Origin of the sequence: Curvivirga sp., from assembly GCF_965219885.1 — a bacterium.
Taxonomy (GTDB): Bacteria; Pseudomonadota; Alphaproteobacteria; order UBA8366; family Aestuariispiraceae; genus Curvivirga.
Genome location: NZ_CBDCOT010000007.1, coordinates 25161 through 44654, shown reverse-complemented (window position 1 = coordinate 44654; position 19494 = coordinate 25161). Strand labels below are relative to the sequence as shown.

Annotated in this window: 16 protein-coding genes; 7 read left to right on the top strand and 9 right to left on the bottom strand. The window is 43.3% G+C overall.

What is annotated here, in order from left to right; genetic code table 11:
- Window positions 1-4: 4 nt before the first annotated feature.
- From ACOQOA_RS00320 to ACOQOA_RS00295, 6 genes are all read right to left on the bottom strand, one after another.
- Window positions 5-1255, bottom strand: coding sequence for a sarcosine oxidase subunit beta family protein (locus ACOQOA_RS00320; RefSeq protein WP_420546706.1), 1251 nt, complete (start codon window positions 1253-1255; stop codon window positions 5-7).
- Between the two features lie 183 nt (window positions 1256-1438).
- The gene (locus ACOQOA_RS00315) at window positions 1439-3007 is read right to left on the bottom strand and encodes a trimethylamine methyltransferase family protein (RefSeq protein WP_420546705.1); all 1569 of its coding nucleotides are present in this window, start codon (window positions 3005-3007) and stop codon (window positions 1439-1441) included.
- A 152-nt stretch (window positions 3008-3159) separates the two neighbouring features.
- Window positions 3160-4128, bottom strand: a complete 969-nt coding sequence (locus ACOQOA_RS00310; protein WP_420546704.1) for a GlxA family transcriptional regulator — start codon at window positions 4126-4128, stop codon at window positions 3160-3162.
- A gap of 154 nt (window positions 4129-4282) precedes the next feature.
- Entirely contained in the window at window positions 4283-5626 is a 1344-nt protein-coding gene (locus ACOQOA_RS00305) for an NAD(P)/FAD-dependent oxidoreductase (RefSeq protein WP_420546703.1), read from the bottom strand.
- Between the two features lie 106 nt (window positions 5627-5732).
- Window positions 5733-6680 carry a GlxA family transcriptional regulator gene (locus ACOQOA_RS00300; RefSeq protein ID WP_420546702.1) on the bottom strand — a complete coding sequence of 316 codons (948 nt, stop codon included), beginning with the start codon at window positions 6678-6680 and terminating at the stop codon, window positions 5733-5735.
- Between the two features lie 4 nt (window positions 6681-6684).
- Window positions 6685-7380, bottom strand: coding sequence for a hypothetical protein (locus ACOQOA_RS00295; RefSeq protein ID WP_420546701.1), 696 nt, complete (start codon window positions 7378-7380; stop codon window positions 6685-6687).
- Window positions 7381-7582: 202 nt separating this feature from the next.
- On the opposite strand from ACOQOA_RS00295, the gene ACOQOA_RS00290 reads away from it, so the two are divergent.
- The gene (locus ACOQOA_RS00290; protein WP_420546700.1) at window positions 7583-8902 is read left to right on the top strand and encodes a methyl-accepting chemotaxis protein; all 1320 of its coding nucleotides are present in this window, start codon (window positions 7583-7585) and stop codon (window positions 8900-8902) included.
- Between the two features lie 94 nt (window positions 8903-8996).
- Here the strand turns inward: ACOQOA_RS00290 and ACOQOA_RS00285 are convergent, their stop codons facing one another.
- Both ACOQOA_RS00285 and ACOQOA_RS00280 read right to left on the bottom strand, forming a co-directional pair.
- A complete protein-coding gene (locus tag ACOQOA_RS00285; protein WP_420546699.1) occupies window positions 8997-10433 on the bottom strand; it encodes a carnitine 3-dehydrogenase in 1437 nt (478 codons plus the stop codon).
- 32 nt (window positions 10434-10465) lie between these two features.
- Window positions 10466-11380, bottom strand: coding sequence for a 3-keto-5-aminohexanoate cleavage protein (locus ACOQOA_RS00280; protein WP_420546698.1), 915 nt, complete (start codon window positions 11378-11380; stop codon window positions 10466-10468).
- A 296-nt stretch (window positions 11381-11676) separates the two neighbouring features.
- Between ACOQOA_RS00280 and napE the strand changes: the two genes are divergently transcribed.
- Genes napE through ACOQOA_RS00250 form a run of 6 tightly spaced genes read left to right on the top strand, consistent with a single transcriptional unit; the run spans window position 11677 to window position 16310 of the window.
- The gene (gene napE / locus ACOQOA_RS00275) at window positions 11677-11826 is read left to right on the top strand and encodes a periplasmic nitrate reductase, NapE protein (RefSeq protein WP_420546697.1); all 150 of its coding nucleotides are present in this window, start codon (window positions 11677-11679) and stop codon (window positions 11824-11826) included.
- An 11-nt stretch (window positions 11827-11837) separates the two neighbouring features.
- Complete coding sequence (napF, locus tag ACOQOA_RS00270; protein WP_420546696.1) at window positions 11838-12359, top strand: ferredoxin-type protein NapF; 522 nt, start codon at window positions 11838-11840, stop codon at window positions 12357-12359.
- Complete coding sequence (locus ACOQOA_RS00265; RefSeq protein WP_420546695.1) at window positions 12352-12705, top strand: chaperone NapD; 354 nt, start codon at window positions 12352-12354, stop codon at window positions 12703-12705. The genes napF and ACOQOA_RS00265 overlap by 8 nt, the downstream gene beginning before the upstream one ends.
- Before the next feature lie 47 nt (window positions 12706-12752).
- On the top strand, window positions 12753-15251 hold the full coding sequence (napA, locus tag ACOQOA_RS00260; protein ID WP_420546694.1) for a nitrate reductase catalytic subunit NapA: 2499 nt from the start codon (window positions 12753-12755) through the stop codon (window positions 15249-15251).
- 3 nt (window positions 15252-15254) lie between these two features.
- Window positions 15255-15698 (top strand): nitrate reductase cytochrome c-type subunit, encoded by a 444-nt coding sequence (locus tag ACOQOA_RS00255; RefSeq protein ID WP_420546693.1) that lies wholly within the window; start codon window positions 15255-15257, stop codon window positions 15696-15698.
- Between the two features lie 21 nt (window positions 15699-15719).
- Window positions 15720-16310, top strand: coding sequence for a NapC/NirT family cytochrome c (locus ACOQOA_RS00250; RefSeq protein ID WP_420546692.1), 591 nt, complete (start codon window positions 15720-15722; stop codon window positions 16308-16310).
- A gap of 87 nt (window positions 16311-16397) precedes the next feature.
- Here ACOQOA_RS00250 and ACOQOA_RS00245 read toward each other — a convergent pair whose 3' ends face one another.
- The gene (locus ACOQOA_RS00245; protein WP_420546691.1) at window positions 16398-19484 is read right to left on the bottom strand and encodes an efflux RND transporter permease subunit; all 3087 of its coding nucleotides are present in this window, start codon (window positions 19482-19484) and stop codon (window positions 16398-16400) included.
- Window positions 19485-19494 lie beyond the last annotated feature (10 nt).

Here is a 19494-nt window from a genome sequence, read left to right as displayed (position 1 = left end):
TCCCTTAATGCAAATTCGGTTGGGCGCCGACGCCCTTTTCATCAATGATATGGCCCGTTTTGAAACGGTCTAAACGATAAGCTGTTGCAACCTTATGAGGTTCATCTTTGGACAACAAATGGGCAAAGCAATAGCCGGATGCAGGTGTGGCTTTAAAGCCGCCATAACACCAACCTGCATTCAAATAGAGCCCCTCAATATGAGTCTTGTCGATGAAAGGTGATCCATCCATAGACATATCCATTATCCCGCCCCAACTTCTCAGTAGTTTTGCACGACCGATCATTGGCATTAAAGCAATACCGCCCTCACAAACGTCTTCAATGACAGGAAGGTTCCCGCGTTGCGCATAGGTGTTATAACCATCGATATCACCCCCAAAGACCAAACCACCTTTATCAGATTGGCTAACGTAAAAATGTCCAGCACCAAATGTAATCACACCAGGGATCGTTGGTTTGAGCCCTTCAGACACAAAAGCCTGTAATACGTGACTTTCAATTGGTAATCTCATACCTGCTTTTTCCATCACACAACCAGATGATCCAGCTACAGCTACCCCCACCTTTTTTGCTTTTATGGTACCACGGGAAGTTTCCACGCCTTTGCAAACGCCATTTTCGACCACAAAACCTGTTACTTCACAATTTTGTATCAAATCCACACCATGCATATCCGCCCCACGCGCATAGCCCCAAGCCACACCATCATGGCGCGCGGTACCCGCACGACGTTGAAGCAAGCCACCTTTAATTGGGAAACGCGCATCGTCGAAATTCAGGAAAGGGCACATTTCGCGAATTTGCTCATTCGTAAGCAATTCCGCATCAGCTCCCATAAGTAACATTGCATTGCCACGACGGCGGAAGGAATCACGTTGTCCATCCGTATGACAAAGATTCAGAATCCCACGTTGGGACATCATGGCATTATAATTGAAATCCTGTTCCAAATTTTCCCACAGTTTCATGGAAAATTCATAGAAAGGCTCATTGCCCTCCAACATATAGTTGGAACGTACAATAGTGGTATTTCGACCAATATTACCGGAACCAAGCCATCCTTTTTCCAGGACAGCAATTTTCTTCTCGCCGAATTCCTTTGCCAGATAATAAGCTGTCGCCAAACCATGGCCGCCGCCACCGACAATAATGATGTCATATTCGGATTGAGGCTCTGGATCACGCCAAACGGGCTTCCATCCTTTGTTTCCGCGTAATGCTTCTCGTATGACCGAAAAACCTGAATATCGCATTTTTACATTCCTAAATTAACGATCTGCTTGCCTTCAAGAGGTCTAAACAGAAAAACTTGTGAGATTAAATTCCAGTCATAACAACAATTCAATTGAAATAAACTGTATCTAAATTCGATTTTTTAGAAATTTATTTTCATGGAACTTTTCCCACTTTTTACGCGCCTCCCTGCGCATAGATAGTTAGTGTTTAATAAATCTTTCCCAGAAATTCTCTGGTTGCATTTCTTCCAAAGGAAGCAAGATGTTAAATTCTTTACGGATCTCTGTATCAAGTTCTGTACTGAACACGGTTGGCCAATGATTTTCCAATGTGTTTTTTGCATGTTCGATAGCAGTTTTTCTCAAATCGGCTTCACCGGCAGCTTCCCAATCATCTCGCGTCGCCCGATTCATCAGATCAGGATAGAGATATTCAGAGTTCATCAATTGGATTGTTTGCTGATGCCCCAAGAAGTGATTGGGCCCGTTACACACATCATGGATTACATCCAATGATAAGGTTTCATCGGTTACCTCAATGCCGCGCACCATACGCATGATGGCGCCATTGATATCGTTATCAATTACATATTGCTCATAAGCGACCGTTAACAGACTTTCTAGGAAACCTGCTGAATGATGAATATAGTTAGACCCGGCCAACGCTGCTGCCAAACCTGTCAGGCTTTTTTCTGCACCTGCTTGTGCATCAGGAATTTTGGAATCTGAAATACCTGATGAGTTGTAAATCGGAATACCAAGATGTTGGGACAATTGAGCACATGCTGCATTCAACAAAGAGAATTCACCAGACCCGCCTGTGAAAGCACCCGTACGTAAATCTGCCTGTGCAGGCACACAACCCATAATCAATGGAAAGCCCGGTTTCTTTAGATTCACATAAACAATCCCTGAAAGTTGTTCTGCAAGAATTTGAACTAAAGTCCCTGCCAAAGCTGCAGGTGATGTTGCGCCCGCTTGTGGTGCTGACGAAATCACAACAGGAATATCATATTCAATAGCTTGATCCAGAACATCCACAGTTTCCATCGCATAACGTAAAGGACTTACGGTCCAACAAGCCGTCAAAGATATAATCGGACGTTCCTTAAACGCATCCGCGCCACCTGCAATCATATTCCCAAGTTTACGAAGATCAGCCACGCGTTCTGGCAAGTAAGCATTGGCCATTACATGTTTTTTGGTGGCCGCTAAACATGCATAGAACTGGTTGATATCCAAGTCTTCATTTTCAAGATCCCGACAGACCACGGGGCGCATATAGAAATGGATATTATCCAAGGTATCCACCAAACGACCAATATGGTAATTATCGCTGGTGATGGTTTGTCGCATATTGCCTCGTAAATCCAACAGCTTCACCGCTGATCCGCCGGTTCCCATGTAAACACGAGCACCGCCCAGATTAATATCATGTTTTGGATCACGCCCTGCCAACAGTACGTTATTCGCCATGGTACCAAGCGCATTTTCAATTAGATGACGTGGAATAAAAACACGGTTCTTTCCTGTATCCACACGACAACCGGCAGCTTCAAACGTATCTCGGCACGGACTTTCCGTCACCTCAATGCCTGTTCGATCCAATACGGAGACAGCCGCCTCAAAAATCTTATCCACTTCATGATCAAGCAGAGGCTTATAACGCCCCCCTATCGCCCCTGACGGTGCTACTGGTTCTTGATATTGGGTTTCGCGTTGATCGCCACGACTTCTACGTTGTGGACGAGTTGATCCTCTGCGCGCCATTGATGCCTCCATTAGAAATTAACTTTCCAACACTAGAAGGGATGCTTGAAGCAGAATTGTTTAGGACGACAAGCCGTAACCTTGAAGCGACCAGATTGTCGCTATCAGGTTATCAGACTTTTTTTCTAAAGCAGAGATCAACACGTTACTCCTTATTCAGGCACCCGCTCTTCACTGGGAGAATGGGCAAATTGGTTTCGATAACTTCTGGCGAAATGTGAAAAATTCACAAATCCACAAGCAATGGCAATTTCCGAAATAGGCATCGCTGTTTGTCTTAACAAATAGCGCGCCCGATCCAGACGAAGCCTCAGGTAAAAATGCGATGGTGACGTGCCCAGATATTTGGAAAACAAACGTTCCAATTGTCTAATAGTCACCGCCACACGATCTGCTAGCTGTTGTCTTGAAAGAGGCTCTTCTAAATTCTCTTCCATCAGGTTCACAACAGACAAAAGCTTTTCGTTATGTATCCCGTATCTCTCCACAGCACTATTTTTCTGTGGTTCTGCTGCTTCGCGTCCGGTCCCATGTAGGAATTGATCTGAAACAGCAGCCTTAATACGTGATCCATACTGCTCCCCAATCCAGCACAAAGCTAAATCAAAGGCCGCATTACCGCCTGCGCAAGTAAAGCGATTTCCATCGACTTCATATAGACTGCCGGTAAAATCCACATCCGGGAATACTTCCTTGAAACTATCAAGACCTTCCCAATGGGTTGTACATCTTTTACCGTCCAATAAACCTGCTTTCGCCAATACATATGTACCTGTTGAAAGCGAGCCGATCATCGCGCCTCTTACGGCTTGTTGTCTTAACCAGCCCATCAATTCATCCGTGCAATGATAGGATACATTCATACCCGCAACGAGGCAGATCACATCGGCATCTTCATTTTGCAACATGCCACTATCTGCCATGATCATTGCCCCACTGCTTGAGGCTGCTGGCTTTCCATCCACAGATACAAATTTCCAAGCATAGCATTCTTTATTCATTGTCCGATTGGCAGAACGCAAAGGCTCCATCAAACTGGCAAATGCCATCATGGAAAAATCAGTCAACAATAGAAAGGCGATCTTCATCGGGCGATCGTTTCCTGAATGTTGTGTTTGCATCTAGTTAAGTCTCTATATCCAATTTCTGTAAACGGTACCGAATTGTACTGTGTCCTCTTAAAACAAGCAAATTCCGTAAACTTACCAAGGCTGGATAAAGAGGCCCTGATTGAATCAGGGCCAGTTCCAAATCCGAAGATTTGGCGGGGTAAACTTAACTCCACGGGAATGGTGAATTACTCACTGGATGAAGCTTTCCTTCCTCATAACGACTAAGGCGGAAAGGCTCCAACAAGGAAGTTTTTTCACCCAATAATTCGCGGGCGATCAATTCACCAACTCCGATCATTTTATAACCATGATTGGAATCAGCGATGAAGGTTACGTTCTCACGAAATTTATCAAATACAGGGAAGCTATCCGGTGTAAAACATCCCAAACCACCTGATGGTTCATTACGATATTTAACAACTTGCCCCTCAAAACGTTTCTGACAAAATGCCAAAGCGGATGTCCAGAAATGTGCGAAATTATCATCCACAATAAATTCAGGTGAATCCGGACCATATGGATCGATTTCAATTTTATCGGCTGGTGTTTTCACTTCATATGGCATCGCACCGCCCTGCACACCATTGAAGTGGAAATCAGGCTTATAATAGATACCCCACATTTTATCCGTAATCACAGAGCCATCCACATCAGAGATCAACGGCTCATCAGTATCCACATGGATAACTGGCGGCATCTTACCATCGTTATCCATCAAGAAATCAGGTTCAACACCCAATACACCTTCTTCCAATGCCCAGTAACGCCACATATCAATATCTTTATGGATTGTACCGTCTTTAGCTTTGATATTTACAGTCTTTGGCAAGTCCAACATATCCCAAAATGTTTTTGCCCATGGACCAGCACCAATAATGACTTCGTCGCATTCGATTGTGCCTTTATCTGTGACAACAGCTTTAATTGCGGAAGATCCATTATCAGAATCAAAACCGGTTACTGTTACACCCGTAATGATACGAACGCCATTACCCTCAGCTTTTTCAGCCAGGCCGTAAATCGCTTTCGTATTATTTGCATAACCACCTTTTTTCTCATGCAAGATGTTGGTGATGCCCTTAGCCTGCCAGTCGCTGAAGATATTCTTCATGTAAGACATACATTCATCTTTACCTTCGATGAAATCAGATTCGTAACCGATATCTTGTTGCTGACGATGAATTTCAGCACAGTCTTCATGCATGGATTCAGGGCTAATCTGCATATAACCAACAGCATTATAGGAAAAAGCTTCTGCGTTTTCTTCCCAGACATTTACAGAATGCGCCATCAATTCACGCATGGCTGGTTGAAAATAGTTGTTACGCACAACACCACAAGCAATACCAGACGCACCAGCAGCAATACCGCTTTTATCCAATACGATGATATCCTCACCGCTTCCTTTACCAGAAGCTTTTAGTTTTTCAGCCAAATGCCAGGCTGTGGAAAGACCGTGAATACCTGCACCGATAATCACATATTTGGAACTTGTTGGCATCGCCATAATTATTATTTCCTTATATTTCACATTCATTAATCTATGTAAAACTTAAGGATATGAGGACTCTACCACCACAACATTTCAGACATCTAAAGAAAACTTTCGGACATCATTCTATACGATAGTCACGCGGTGAAACTTTCCAGATTTTTTTGAAATTCTTTGCTAAATGAGAACTTGAAGCAAAACCACAAGCAATAGAAATTTCATCAATAGACATCGTTGTCTGTCTTAAAAGTTTTGCTGCACGACGAATACGAAGTTCCATATAAAACTGTATTGGACTATCTCCAACATATTGATGAAAAATTCGTCCGAGTTGTCGTACGGAAATCCCTTCTTCATCTGCCAAAACTTGGATCGATAGTGGATTTTCCAAATGACGCTCCATCTTATCAATCACATTTCCAACATGCGGATTGGCTGCCGCAAATTTATAAGACGGGTTCATACGTTGACGGCTGCCTTCAGACCGAATATCGGCTACTACTGAGTTTTCTGCAATTTCAAGACTTAGATGGCGCCCATGATCCATTTCTACTAATTTAAGAAACAAGTCAAAAGCAGCAGACCCGCCTGCACAAGAGAAACGTTCTCTGTCAATTTCATAGATTTGACGCGTTACTTCTAAATCCGGGTTTTGCTCCACATATCCATCATGACATTCCCAATGGATCGTAGATCTATAGCCGTCAAAAACACCTGCCTTTGCAGCTAAATACGATCCATCAGAAATTGCCCCTGCCATAAAGGATTGCCTTGTTTGATGTCTGGAAAAGTTCAATGTGATTTCATCAGATAGATGTTCAGATCCATCCCCACCACAGATGATAAAACGATCCAGTTTTTGATCTTTGTCGATCTCATTTATTGCAATTGTGAAAAGTTCTACCCCACCTGAAGAGGCAAATAACCCACCATGATTTGAGACCAATTCCCAAGAATACAAATTTGAATTTGCTTTTCTATTCGCCACCCTTAACGCTTCCACTGCCGATGTCAGAGCCAGTAAGGAATAATTAGGTAGAAGATAAAAACGACAATGAATTTGCTTCATAATACTATCTTTGTAGGAATAAAGACTTAGGTGCGTCTATTTCTTTTGCGTTAAACCGTAACCCAAATCCATATCTTTCTTCGGTAATATTTTCGACATAATGAAATGGGCGATCCATGCCCAAATAATTTGCCCCACGCATCATAATCATCACGCCAGACCGAGCTGGCAATAAGATGCTATTCCGCTTATCACGATCATCACATATGTAAAAATCGGCACTTCCTGTAAGAGTCAAAATTGCGACGACACCTTCAAAACATTTATGATCCTTATGAGGCGAAATTCCTGTTGAGCCTGCTTCATAGATTAACATTGCCCGGTCATTAAAGTGATAAGGAAGACGAACCGGACATTCGGACAATTCAGCGAATGCTTCGTTTAACTGTCTTTCAAAGGCAGCTGCAAATTCATCAAGACGTGTTTCATCTGGAAAATTCAAAGATATTTTAAAATCTTGCGTAACTGCTTTCTCCCCAGCACCAACGGTATTTAAACAAGTACGAAAGGAAAGCTTACGTGCTTCTTCCAATAATAATGCAAATCCTTCCTCATCAAGAACAGTCAGAGCACCGGCCCCTTTTTCCTCCACATCACGAAGCGCATTGAGCATCCCCTCATGTGTTGATTTTAACAATCCTTGATCAAAGATATTATCCGGAAAACGAAGGGAGTAATATTGTTCTTGCCCGATTTCCATTGCTAAATTCCTTAATAATTTTTTAACCAGCAATTTCTTATGATTGTAAAATATCCGCTATATTATTGATGTCCATTCCTTTTGCGACAAAGAAAAACGAAATAAAAATCAATTGTTTATTTTTTGTAGCAAGTCGTTAGAATTGATATCAATCTTATGAGTTTTGGTTCAAAAAATCCACAAAAGGGGCATCATTTTAGATATGTTTACGTTATCTATTAAGAATATGGGCCGTCTCGTTGCTTTGGCAACCGTTTCGATTGGCGTATTTTACGTAGCCTGTTCAATTTATATTTATAATCAGGCAGAAGATGCCTTGGCAATCTGGCGTCAGGTTGGCGCAGAAGGCCAGATAGCAGACCGCCTATATGACAGTATCATCAATATTGAAATAATGGCTCTAGTGATCTTAGGAGCTGCTGCGGTCGCTGGCGTTGCGACTGCCATCGCCACCAGTATGGTTATGGGTAAATTCGTAACCGGCCCGATCAATAATCTGGAAAAATCTATTCGCTCTCTCGCCGACGGCAATTTAGAAACTGATGTCAAAGGGCTTATTAACGAGACCGAAATTGGTACGATTGCTGTTTCTGTAGATGTCCTAAAAGATAAGGCTGTGGAGCGTGAAGAATTACAACGTGCCCAAACAGAAGCTGCCGAACAAAAAGCGGCGCGCGCTGATGAAGTGCGTCATGCAACACAGGAATTTGAGGCAGAGGTTGGTTCCCTATTGTCTAATATTGCACAATCCTCTCATCAGCTTGGTATCTCAGCCAATGAAATGAGCCAGCAGGCAGAGCAGTCTTCTAACCAATCTGTTGAAGCCTCAACATCATCCCAGTCTGCTAGTGAAAATGTAAATACAGTTGCCTCTGCAACCGAAGAACTTACAGCAACCATTTCAGAAGTTTCAGAACAAATTTCCAGCACATCCCGCAAAGCAGGCGAAGCACGTGATGCATCGGAATCTGCAATCAATTCAATCTCTGGTCTACGCAGTGGGGCAGAGAAAATTGGTGAAGTGGTCAGTTTGATTAACGACATTGCCAATCAAACAAACCTGCTTGCGTTGAACGCAACAATTGAGGCCGCGCGAGCTGGTGAAGCAGGTAAAGGTTTTGCTGTTGTTGCCAACGAAGTAAAAAACCTAGCGACACAAACAGCCAATGCCACACAGGAAATTACAACCCATGTAGACGGCATTCAGGAGAGCGTGAATGTAACTGTTCCGATCATTGAAAATGTCACCAAAACCATTGAAGACCTAGCGGACGTAGCTGAAAACGTTGCTAATAGCGCGCAACAACAAAGCATAGCAACTTCTGAAATCGCCCATAATGTGCAAAATGCCGCGCAGTCCACACGATATGTTTCTGATAATATGTCTGTGGTTATTGATGCAGCAAAGGCGACATCCGGTTCCGCCGGAAAGGTATTGGAAGCATCTGTTGAACTTGAACGTTACGGTACATCCTTAAAAGATCAAGTGGATGCCTATATCCGTAAGGTCCAAGTGGCTTAGTTTTCTATATTATAGGATAAAGAAGAGGCGATCCAAAATCTGGATCGCCTTTTTTAGTTAGGTCAAAAGAGTCTTCAGGAAAACCTGAGGAGTCTTAACGTTGGCCAATAGATTTCCCAACACCGTGCGGAGTTGGAAGGGAAACATGGGCCGACGCAAATTCTGCGAGTTTCGCAGAAATCTCTTCAGCTGGCAGACTGGTTTTGCGAGTGTTTAAATCCACATGCAATAAAAGTGTCTCAACACCACAAACCGTGTCACCAGCAGCATTTTGTAAGAAATGATATAGATGCATCTTCTTACCTGCACCTGATAAGACTTGTGTCTTAATGGTCAGATCATCACCTTCTTTCATTTCATCTAGATATCGTATTTGGGATTCAACCGTGAAATAACTATTTCCGGATGCGATATAGTCATCATCGGCCCCAACCATAATCATAAACTGATCTGTCGCTTTACTTGCTGCTTCCAGATAATGTGTCTCATTCATATGACCATTATAATCTGTCCAGCTTTGCGGGATCTTACGACATACAGTAATTGGCAGATCATCTGCTGTTGGTAATTCCATAGCGGCTTCATGTTCATTGATGGTCCCACCGGCGCCACTGCCGGATTTTTTCAAGGCGCGCATCATGCCAACCAAGTTATCATCCCGCAGACGTTCCAGTTCACGAATGGACATATGCCCGGATTGTTCATCTGACTGATCCGCAATTTGATCAACGAGTTCATCTGTCAATTCAGGCACATCCATCAACTTGGTCCAAGGCCAAGCTAAAGCTGGGCCAAATTGACCGATAAAATGTTTCATACCTGCTTCGCCACCCGCAATACGGTATGTCTCAAACAATCCCATTTGTGCCCAGCGTAAACCAAAGCCATAACGGATAGAATCATCAATCTCTTCAGTGGTCGCAATACCATCATTGATCAACCAAAGCCCTTCACGCCAAACAGCTTCCAGTAAACGATCTGCAATATGCGCATCAATTTCTTTACGCACTAATAGTGGTTTCATGCCAATAGAAGTCAAAATCGATTGAGCTTTTGATTTAATCGCTTCCGGTGTCTTGGCGGACGGAACAACTTCGACTAACGGTAATAAATAAACGGGATTGAACGGATGGGTTACAATAATCTGTTCAGGTTTATCCATTCCATCCTGTAATTCAGAAGGTTTGAAACCAGATGTGGAAGAACCAAGAATGGCATCAGCATCAAGATGTTCCAGAATACTGCCATGGACTTTATTTTTTAAGTCCAAGCGTTCTGGCACAGATTCTTGCACCCATTTAGCACCAGACACAGCTTCAGCTAAATCAGAATGGAAAGTTAGCTTTCCTTCTACAGGCATCATGCGATCATAAAGGGACGGTAAGCTACGACGCGCATTAGCCAAAACTTCACTGATTTTGCGTTCTGCTTCTGGGTCTGGATCAAATACCGCAACATCCCAGCCATTGAGCAGGAACCGGGCAACCCAGCCCCCGCCAATAACACCACCGCCAACAATACAGGCTTTCATTAATCTCTATCTTTCTGTCTTAAATTTTGGACTTAGGATTTTGGTGCACGTTTTGTTAAACCTAGCTGATCACGTACTTCAGCAGGTGTCATTAAACTGGAACCTAGATTTTCAATAATGGTACCTGCTTTTTCGACAAGTTGTGCATTTGTTGCAAGGACACCTTTTTCAAGGAACAAATTATCTTCCAAGCCAACACGTACGTTACCACCCGCAAGAACAGCAGCAGCCACATATGGCATCTGATGTTGACCAAGGGAAAATGCAGACCAGTCCCAATCAGATGGTACGTTGTTTACCATGGCCATAAATGTGTTCAAATCATTTGGCGCGCCCCATGGAACCCCCATGCAAAGCTGAACCATTGCCGGGCTTTTCAAAATACCCTCTTTCACCAACTGTTTCGCAAACCAAAGATGACCCGTGTCAAATGCTTCAATCTCTACCTTCACTTCAAGATCGGTCATCATTTGACCCATTGCACGCAAGGTACCCGGTGTATTTGTCATCACATAATCAGCTTCGGCAAAGTTCATTGTGCCACAATCCAATGTGCAGATTTCTGGCAAACATTCCGCCACATGCTGAACGCGTTCGGTTGCACCGATCATATCAGTTGCTTTTTCATTCACAGGAAACGGTGCTTCCACATCACCAAATACGATATCCCCGCCCATACCTGCAGTCAGGTTCAACACAACGTCCGTTTCAGATTCACGCACACGGTCTGTTAATTCACGATATAATTTTGGATCACGGGATGGTGCACCTGTTTCTGGATCACGCACGTGACAATGCACAACAGCGGCACCTGCTTTTGCTGCATCAATAGCGCTTTCTGCGATCTCTTTTGGGGAACGTGGCACATGTGGGGACTTATCTTGTGTTCCACCGGAACCTGTTACAGCACATGTGATGAAGACGTTTTTATTCATTTCAAGTGGCATATCGCAACCCTTTCTTGATAGGCGGTTAACCCGCAGTTTTCCTTAACTCTGGCCACTCCCACGCGACCCTGAACTCCGGCTAATCTATCAACGAAAAACGGATTCGTTATACACTTTCCGACCAATCAACGAACAAAAAACGGCCCAATTCATTTTGATCTTCATTTTATTTTCTTAGTCAGCATCAAAACCTTCATCCTATAACTGACATAGATCATATCACCTTTCCTGAATATGCGTTAGGGTCCTAATCATAAAATAAAGATAAGTTAAAAATGACTATCGGGATCGTAACCATGACAGAAGTAAATTCTAAACAAGCAGAATTAAAAACCTTTCTGTTTACCACTGCTATATTAATTCCGGCTTTGGCTGTTGCCTTTGTAGGTGCCTACGGTTTTATCGTCTGGATCTACCAGATTTTTGCAGGCCCTCCGACCTTATAGGCACATGAATCATGTCTGTGAATTTGCAACGGCGGGGCTTTCTGAGAGGATCAGTTAAACCTGTTCCGAATGATATCCCTTTGCCTTGGACGAGCCATCAATCCATTGAAGATAACTGCACAAGATGTGATGCATGCATCACCGCTTGCCCAACAAATATCATTATCAAAGGGGATGGTGGCTTTCCAAAATTGGATTTCAATTCTGGTGAATGTGAATTTTGCGAAGAATGCGCAAAGTCATGCAATGAAGATGTATTTGATCTTTCACAGACGCCAACCATTCAAGCAATACTCTCATTGAATTTGGAAACCTGCCTTCCTGAAAAAGGTATTCACTGTGAAGCTTGCCGAGATAGCTGTCCGGAAGGGGCTATACGAATGAAGATGCGTATTGGTAAGCCTCCTCAGCCAGAAATAAATTCTGATCGTTGCACAAATTGTGGCGCCTGTGCATCTCCGTGCCCAGTAGATGCGATCAGTTTTTCTTATTCAGAACCTGCAATTTTAAAAAAGGTACACGCCCATGTCTAAATTTATGCCTGATGATGATTCTCATATCCAGGATGAATGCCACGTGGCCAGCATGATCATTCTCTTTCGTCCAGAAAATATAGAAAAAGTAAAAAACAGTCTGGAACAAATAAATTATTTAGAGATTTTTGCCGAAGATCCAATCGGCAAAATTATCGCTGTAATTGAGGCCCCCAATACAAGAAGCCTCAGAGATATAACAACTCGGGTGGAAACAAGTGAAGGAGTGATGTCTGCTTCCTCTGTCTATCATGAAACCATGACAGAGGCGGAAGCTGAAGAAATTCTCCCTATAGATCAGTCGCCGCAAGAAACTATGAATAAAATCGCAGCGGCTGCAAAATAACAACAATGACACTTCGAAGTCTAAATAAGTAATAAAGGATTCTAAAGATGAAACTTACAAGACGGGATGCATTAAAAGCCAAAGCTGCAGCTGCTGCAGCAATGGTGGCAGGCGTATCACTCCCTGCGGAAGCCAGCAATCTTGTGACAGATTCCAGCAAGACCGACTTACAATGGGATAAGGCAGCTTGCCGTTTCTGTGGCACAGGTTGCTCCGTTATGGTCGCGACTAAGGGCGGTAAAGTTGTTGCATCCCATGGGGATGCAGAATCAGAAGTCAACAAAGGCCTGAACTGTGTGAAAGGCTATTTCTTATCAAAAATCATGTATGGTAAAGACCGTTTGACCCAGCCCTTACTACGCATGTCGAATGGTAAATATGACAAGAATGGCGAATTCACCCCTATTTCCTGGGATCAAGCTTTCGACATTATGGAAGAAAAATGGAAGAAAGCCCTTAAGGAAAAAGGCCCGACAGGTATCGGCATGTTCGGGTCCGGTCAATGGACTGTTTGGGAAGGTTATGCCGCTTCCAAATTAATGAAAGCTGGTTTCCGATCCAACAATATCGACCCAAATGCACGTCATTGTATGGCATCTGCAGTTGGTGCCTTCATGCGGACATTCGGTATTGATGAACCAATGGGCTGTTATGATGATATTGAAGCCACAGACGCATTTGTGCTTTGGGGATCAAATATGGCGGAAATGCATCCAATTCTTTGGAGTCGCGTAACTGATCGCCGCTTAAGTGCCCCGCATGTAACATGTACAGTTTTATCAACTTATGAGCATCGTTGTTTCGATTTGGCGGATAGCGGCATTGTGTTTGAACCACAATCTGATTTGGCAATTGCCAACTATATCGCAAATTATATTATCCAAAATGATAAGGTTAACTGGGATTTTGTAAACAAACATACCCGCTTCATCGAAGGTAATACGGATATTGGATACGGCTTACGTCCTGAACATCCATTACAAAAAGCAGCCAAGAACGCAGATAAAGCTGGTGGTTCAAAATCTATCGACTTTGAGCGTTTCAAAGAATTTGTAAGCGAATATTCAGTTGAAAAAGCAAGTGAGATTTCTGGCGTTCCAACAGAACAACTAGAAAAACTTGCTGCAATGTATGCAGATCCTGACATTAAGATAACATCTTTCTGGACCATGGGGGCAAACCAACATACCCGCGGTGTGTGGATGAACCAATTAATCTATAATATTCATCTGTTGGTCGGTAAAATCGCAACACCTGGCAACAGCCCGTTTTCTTTAACTGGCCAGCCATCCGCATGTGGTACTGCCCGCGAAGTGGGTACATTCTCCCATCGTCTTCCGGCAGATATGGTTGTAAAGAATCCAAAACATCGTGAGATTGCAGCCAAATATTGGAAAGTGCCTGTTGAGGTCATCCCGCCAAAACCAGGTTTACATGCGGTTGCCCAAAACCGGGCCCTGAAAGACGGAAAGATCAATGCATATTGGGTACAAGTCACCAACAATATGCAAGCAGCGCCGAACATGAATGAAGAAGGATATCCGGGCTATCGTAATCCTGACAACTTCATCGTTGTATCTGATCCATATCCGACAGTAACAGCTGAAGCCGCAGATTTGATTTTGCCAACAGCAATGTGGGTTGAAAAAGAAGGTGCTTATGGTAACGCGGAACGGCGCACTCAAATGTGGCATCAACTTGTAAAAGCCCCAGGCGAAGCAAAATCCGATCTATGGCAAACAATGGAGTTTTCCAAACGTTTCAAGGTTGAAGAAGTTTGGCCTGCAGAAATTCTGGATGCGAATCCAGAATTCAAAGGCAAAACTTTGTTTGATATTCTTTTCGCTAATGGTCAGGTTGATAAATTCCCGATCAGCGATATCGAAGAAGGTTATGACAATGATGAATCCGAACATTTCGGCTTCTATGTTCAAAAAGGCCTCTTCGAAGAATATGCAACATTTGGTCGTGGCCATGCCCATGATCTGGCTGACTTTGATACTTATCATAAAGTGCGCGGCATGCGTTGGCCTGTTGTTAACGGTCAAGAAACCAAGTGGCGCTTCCGTGAAGGGTCCGATCCTTATGCGAAAAAAGGATCTGGTTTTGACTTCTACGGTAACAAAGATGGTAAAGCCAAAATTTGGGCGCTTCCTTATGAACCTGCACCAGAAAGCCCGGATGATGATTATCCATTCTGGCTTTGCACAGGTCGTGTCTTGGAACACTGGCATTCAGGTTCTATGACCCAGCGCGTACCAGAACTTTATAAAGCCTATCCTGACGCGGTTTGCTATATGCATCCGGCAGATGCCAAAAAACTTAATGTGCGCCGTGGCGATCAAATTAAAGTTGAATCCCGTCGTGGAGATATTCTCACCCGCGTAGAAACACGTGGCCGGAACAAACCACCACAAGGACTTGTTTTTGTGCCTTGGTTTGATGCCAGTCAGTTGATCAACAAAGTGACATTGGACGCGACAGATCCATTATCAAAACAAACAGACTTTAAGAAATGTGCTGTTCGTATCGTGAAGGAGGCATAAGTCATGCGTAAATTTATCCTTGCAGCCTTATCAGTTCTATTCATCAGCAGCGTGGCCTATGCCGAAGAAATTGCAACTTTGCGCGGCGGCACACCACTTGACGAAGAACCCCAAGCACCATTGATGTTAAAGGAAGAAAATGCGGATATTAAGCGTGTCCGCAACTATCCTGAGCAACCGCCAACTATCCCACATAAAATTGCAGGATATCAGGTGGATTTAAATGCAAATAAATGTATGAGCTGTCACAGTCGTCGCGCGACGGAGACATCACAAGCGCCAATGATTAGCATCACCCATTTCATGAACCGCGACAATCAGTTCCTGGCAAGCGTTTCCCCACGTCGTTATTTCTGTACGCAATGTCACGTTTCACAAAATGAAGCAAAACCGCTTGTTGAAAATACCTTCGTGGATGTGGATGACGTTATTGCGTCAGAAGAATAAGCCAAATTTGAGGAATAGGACATGATTTCATTACTGAAGAAATTCTGGACCATATTGTCCAAACCGGCTGTTCATTTAAGCCTTGGCTTTCTGACCCTTGGTGGTTTCATGGCAGGTGTGATTTTCTGGGGTGCCTTCAACACCACTCTTGAATACACAAATACAGAGGAATTTTGTATTGGCTGTCACGAAATGCGCAATAATGTGTATGAAGAATTGCAAACAACAATTCACTTCTCTAACCGTTCTGGCGTCAGAGCCACCTGCCCTGACTGCCACGTGCCACATAATTGGACTGACAAGATTGCCCGTAAGATGCAAGCTTCTAAAGAAGTTTGGGGGAAAATTTTCGGAACAATTAACACACGTGAAAAGTTTCAAGAGAAACGTCGTGAGTTAGCAGAACATGAATGGGTACGTTTGAAAGCAAACAATTCCCTTGAATGTCGTAACTGTCACAGTGCGGAATCCATGGATTATACGGCTCAAAGCCCACGTGCTGCGGTCGCTCATAGTAAGTATCTGGCAACAGGTGAAAAAACATGTATCGATTGCCATAAAGGTATCGCCCATGAATTACCTGATATGACAGGCGTTCCGGATTGGAACTAATACCGATATAAGAGAAAAAACAGAAAAGGCCGAAGGAGATATCCTTCGGCCTTTTCCTTATGCATAGAAATTGGATTGCGTTTTCTTCTATGCAATTCCTGTTTCCATTTTCTTATCGAGTTTCACCCGATAGAAAATAGCAAATAGGACAGGCACAACTACGAGAGTTAGAATAGTACCAAAACCTAGTCCAAACATGATGGTCACCGCGAGTGGTGCGAAGAAGACATCAGGTAATAACGGGATCAGGCCGAGCACTGTCGTCATCGCAGCCATCATAACCGGACGTAAACGACTAACAGATGCCTGAAGGATACTATTCCCTAAATCCAATTCTTCTTCCTCATTGAGGCGTTTGATTTCCTCGACCAGAACAATTCCGTTTTTCAACAACATGCCTGACAGGCTTAAGAAACCTAGTAAGGCTGTGAAAGCAAAAGGTTGATTGAAGATCAACAAGCCACTTGCGACACCAATAATGGCTAATGGTACCGTGAACCAGACAACCAATGTTTGTCTTACAGAATTGAATAATAGCATGGTGATGGCGATCATTACGACAACGCCTACAGGTACGAATTCGAATACCGCTTTATTGGCATCACCTTGTGCTTCATATTCCCCACCCCAGTTTAACTCATATCCCGGTGCCATTTGCATTTGTTCAAGTTCTGCACTTAATTGTGCAAAAAGCGCAAAAGAATCCACAGGCCCATTGGGATCAGGGTCAGCCCAAATTTGAATAGTACGTTTACGATCCCGGCGCATAATCAGAGGGTTTTCCCATTCATAACTGATATCATATACCACCTGATGAATACTGACATAGCGATTTAAAACCGGGCTAAACACCTGAATATTGTCTAACTGATCAATACTTGATCTTTCTTCCAATGGTGGACGAATAATGATTGGTAATAAGGTAGACCCATCACGTAAGGTGCCTACCTGTGTTCCATTCATATTCATCGCCAGCGCATTATCCAGATCAACCCGGGAAATACCTAGGCGACGTGCTTCAGCTTCATTAAAAACAGGACGTAATACCTTGGTACGATTACGCCAGTCATGACGCACATTGATCGCATTTGGATTGCTTTTAAAAATTTCGATAGCACGATCTGCATAGATACGCAGTTTTTCTTCATCCGGACCTGAAATACGCGCTTCGATTTTCGCCTTTGTCGCAGGGCCAATAAAGAAGCGATCAGATTTTGAAAATGCTTGTGGGAAATCAGTCCTGATCATTTCATCCACCCATGATCTGACCGCGACGGTATTTTCTTTATCGTCAATCTCAATAATAAACTGACCATAGCTGGAATAATTACGTTCACCTGAATAGGTTAACATAAATCGTTCCGCCCCTTGACCGATTGTGGACGTAACTTTCACTACATTTTCATGAGCCAAGATACGTGCTTCAGCATCCTTCATATCAGCTTCTGTCGCGCGAATATCTGTGCCTTCCGGCATCCAGTAATCCACTGTAATCAATGGTAGGTTGGATGGCGGAAAAAACGCTTGATTCACATTTGTAAACCCGTAAACGCCCATTACAAACGCACCAAACATCGCCAACATGGTTACATATCTAAAACGAATACAGAGATGCAAGAATGAACGATATACACGATAGAAAACACTTTTATACGGATCAATTTCCTCCGCATCGTTACCATCATCCAGCTTTGCTTCTTTGAATAATAAATTGGCAAAGAAAGGGGTAAGGGTGATTGCAAAAACCCAGGAAATCATCAAGGAGATTAACAATACATAGAAAAGCGATCCTGTGAATTCCCCAGATACGTCAGGTGATAAACCAATTGGCGCAAAGGCGGTTACAGCGATAACAGTGGCCCCTAGTAAAGGCCAAACGGTTTGCCCGATAATCTGTTTTGCGGCCTCTATTTTGGTAAGTTTTCGTTTGATACCGATTAAGATACCTTCTGTAATCACAATAGCATTATCAACTAACATACCTAAGGCAATAATGAGCGCACCAAGAGAGATACGATGTAAATCAACTCCCATCATCTTCATACCGAAGAAAGTTGCAAGAATGGTTAGAAGCAAGATCAAGCTCATTAACAGACCAGATCGTATTCCCATTGCAAATAGTAGCACCACCATCACAATTGCTACAGCTTCCGCAAGGCTCACAATAAATTCTGAAACGGATTCATCTACCAAAGATGGTTGATCATAAATCACACCGATTTCCATACCAATCGGACGAGAAAATTCCAACTCTGCCATTCTGTCTTTAACGGCCTGACCGACTTCCACCACATTGACACCTTGTGCAAAAGAGACACCAATTGTCAGGGCAGATTCCCCGTTAAATCGATACATATGTGTCGCAGGATCCACATAACTGCGTTTCACATCTGCAACATCACTTAGATAGATAATTTTACCATTTGTATAACCAAGTAATAGGTTGTTGAGTTGTTCCACTTCATCATATGTGCCGGTTGGGCTAATGCGGATATATTCGCTGGAAATCTTAATACGTCCAGAATCCGAAACCACATTTTGGTTATCTAATACGGCCTGTAAATCACTGAGCGACAACTCCAAAGCTGCGAGTTTTGAACGGCGCACTTCCAGCACAATTTGTTCTTGTAAACGCCCACCAATTGAGACTTTACCAACCCCATCTACAAGAATGAGTTCACGGCGTAAGAAATCTACATAATCGGCGAGATCTTCATAAGTATATCCCTTCCCAGTTACCGCAAGAAAAGTACCGTATACATCTGAAAAATCGTCATTGATAATTGGTTGTTGTACACCAACAGGAAGGCCACCTTCCATATCACGAATTTTTCGACGCATTTCATCCCAAATTTGTCCGAGATGCTGCTTTCGATAATGGCCTTTCATCTCTACAGTAACCTGCGACAGCCCAGCTGCAGAAATAGACCGAATATTATCTACATAAGGTAAAAGCTGAATGGCTTCTTCAATTGGCAGCGTGACTTCTTCTTCAACTTCAAGGGCAGATGCCCCCGGATATTCGGTAACAATCACCGCCTCTTTAATGGTAAATTCAGGATCTTCTAATCGACCCAAGCTTAAAAAGGATAGGATACCTCCGCCGATAATCAGCAAGGTTACCATCCAGCTCACCGCTTTTTTGCGGATCGCAAATTCTGTTAAACCCATCATGACTGGAACT